Origin of the sequence: Haloparvum sedimenti (assembly GCF_001462205.1) — an archaeon.
GTDB lineage: Archaea > Halobacteriota > Halobacteria > Halobacteriales > Haloferacaceae > Haloparvum > Haloparvum sedimenti.
The window spans coordinates 1-3,024 of sequence record NZ_LKIR01000066.1 but is presented as its reverse complement, the minus strand read 5'-3'; the positions used below and the strand labels follow the sequence as shown (position 1 = coordinate 3,024).

The window sequence follows — 3,024 nt, the reverse complement described above, 5'->3', positions numbered from 1 at the left end:
CGTCCGCCTGCTGACGATGTCCGACTCCTTCTCCCCGGAGGACGCCGGCGAGGAGATCAAAGAGCACGTCGACGAGTTCGCCGAACAGCTCACGGAGAGCGCTTCCTCCCACGAGGCCACGATCGAGGAACTCACGAACTGACGGCGAGTGCGGCGGGCGACACCGGTCATCGAAAATCGGTTACGCGTGCCGGCCACAACGCGGGAGCGGCCGCCGCCAGTCCGCCAACGCGGCCGCGGGTAACCGATACTCGAACCGGGGCGTTCGGAAGCGAGTGGACGAGTCGTGTTCGTTTCCGTCGTCTGATCACTGATCAGTCATCTTTACTCTTACAGAAGATCGAACGTATTTCTATCAGTAGAAAATGACGACGTACGTCAGACATACACAATCTGTATAGAAAAGCGCGGAGTGAGAAACACTTATTGTGTATAGTTTCGATCGAATCCCCATGCCATCTCGTAGCATGGTGCGCGATAGGTGGAGACGGGGTGCTTCAACCGGCCGCGACCTCGCTCGCGGGGGTGAGACCGGATGAGCGACGCCGACTCCGGACTGTTCGACGAGTTCCGCGAGGAGATCGACCCCGTCGTGTTCGCGTTCGGCGCGCTGCTGACGCTCGGGGTTATCGGAGCGTTCTTCGTCAGCCCGAGCACGGTTGAGAACGGGATCACCTCGCTGAACAACCAGCTGCTCGGCGCGTTCAACTGGGCGATGCTGCTGATCGTCTTCCTCATCGTGCTGTTCCTGCTGTTCCTGATCGTGGGGCCGTGGGGCGGCATCAAGCTCGGCGACGAGTCGCCGGAGTACAGCTTCCTCTCGTTCTTCGCGATGCTGTACTCCGCGGGCTTCGCCGCGGGCGTCGTGTTCTGGGGGCCGACGGAGGCACTGTTCTACTACAACAATCCGTCACCGCTGTTCGACGGCGTGGAGGGCGGCTCCGCGGAGGCGATGAGCGTCGCCGTCCAGCAGACGCTGTTCCACTGGGCGCTGCCGCAGCTGGCGGTGTTCACGATCATGGGCATCGCCATCGGCTACTTCGCGTACAACTACGAGAACGTCCCGCTTCGGGTCTCCTCCGCGCTCACGCCGCTCATCGGGGCGGAGAACCTCGACGGGCCGTTCGCGAAGGTCGTCGACATCCTCGCCGTCTTCGCGACCATCGGCGGCGTCGCTACCTCGCTCGGCTTCATCGGGAGCCAGTTCGTCACCGGGCTCGACTACCAGTGGGGGATCAGCATGGGGGACTGGGGGATCCTCCTCGTCGTCACCATGATGACGCTGCTGTTCACGACGTCGATGGTGCTTGGAGTCGACAAGGGGATCCGCCGGCTCTCGAACTTCAACATGGTCCTGTTCGTCGTGCTCATGTTCGCGACGTTCATCGTGGGACCGACGCTGTTCCTCGTGCTGCTCGGCACGCAGGCGTTCGGCGGCATGATCAGCGACTTCGTCTCCATGAGCCTCTTCACCGGCGCCGGCCCGATGGGCGGCGGTGACGCGAGCGCGACGGGGTGGATGAACGCCTGGACCGTCTTCTACTGGGCGTGGGCGCTCTCGTGGTCGCCGTTCGCGGGCCTGTTCATCGCCCGCATCTCGAAGGGCCGGACCGTCCGCGAGGTCGCGTTCACCGGGATCGTGGCGACCTCCGCCGCCACCATCCCGTGGTTCACGTTCGTCGGCGGCACCGCCGTGTGGGCGCAGCACAACGGCATCGCCGACTTCGGCGCGGTGCTGGCCGGGGAGGCCGGGCCCGAGGTGTCCGGCTTCATCCTCTTCGAGGCACTGAACTTCACTCTGAGCCTCGGCGGCGCGTCGCTGACGGTCCCGATCGGGTCGGTGTTGATCTACCTGTTCATGATCCTCGTGACGACGTTCTTCGTCACGTCCGCCGACTCCTCGACGCTGGCCGTCTCGATGATGACGACCGGCGGGAAGGCCAAGCCGTCGAACGTCAACCGGATCTTCTGGGGCGTCGTCCTCGGAATGACCGCGGCGATCCTGATGATCCTCGGCGGCACTGGCAGCGCGAACACGCTCCAACAGGCGGCGATCATCACCGGGACGCCGTTCGCGTTCGTCTGCTTCCTCGCCATGCTGTCGCTGATCAAGGACTTCGGGGAGCACTACGACCAGGTGCTGTTACAGGACGAGACCGTCCTGTTCGGGTCCGCCGAGGAGACGGACTCACGGTCCGGCACCGCCGGCTCGCCCGAGGTCGACGACGACTGATCCTCCACCACCGATAGCGCGGCCGCACCGGGCGTGCCGGTCGCGGCCCGCGGTCATCGCGGCCGGCGCGGTCCCCGATGTCGCGGCGGTCCCGGCTCCGTGGCCATCCCACGCCGGTACGTCCACGAGGGGGCACCGCGCGCCCGACCGCTCGACCACCGCCATAACAAGTTTTAATGTAAGACGTACACATAAACTGTGTATGGATAGGGACACGGCGGAGCCCGACGCGGACGCGCTCCCGGGGCCGAACGCGCAGCGCTGGGTCGATTTCCACCAGCAGCACGCCGCCCCCAGCGAGTACTCCCACGAGTTCGTCTGGGACGTGACCCGCGAGGCCGACGGCCCCTTCGTCACCGACGTCGACGGCAACGTCCTCCTCGATTTCACCTGCCACATCGGCGCCGCCCCGCTCGGCTACAACAACGAGAAGGTGCTCTCGAAGCTGCGGGCGTTCGACCTCGTCGAGCCGATGAAGATCGCGGGCCAGGACATGTACTTCGGCGCCGGGGCGACCCCCGAAGAGTCCGAGGTTCCCGGTTCCAGCCACCTCATGGAGCGGCTAGTCGAGGCGACGAGCCACTACGGGATGGACACGGTGTTCCTCTCGAACTCCGGCGCGGAGGCGATGGAGAACGCGATGAAGATCACTCACGACCACCGCGCGCCCGCGAAGTACGGCGTCGCGTTCGACGGGAGCTTCCACGGCCGCACGCTCGGGACCCTCTCGGTGACGAAGTCGAAGGACGTCTACACGCGCCACTACCCCGAGATCAGCGGGATCGAGACCG

2 protein-coding genes are annotated in these 3,024 nt (G+C 65.3%); both read left to right on the top strand.

From position 1 onward, the window contains the following. Positions 1 to 535: 535 nt before the first annotated feature. Entirely contained in the window at positions 536 to 2,233 is a 1,698-nt protein-coding gene (locus AN233_RS04160; protein WP_058365592.1) for a BCCT family transporter, read from the top strand. 202 nt (positions 2,234 to 2,435) lie between these two features. Further along, positions 2,436 to 3,024 (top strand): aminotransferase class III-fold pyridoxal phosphate-dependent enzyme (locus AN233_RS04155; protein WP_125919974.1); only part of this gene is annotated, 589 nt, incomplete at its 3' end.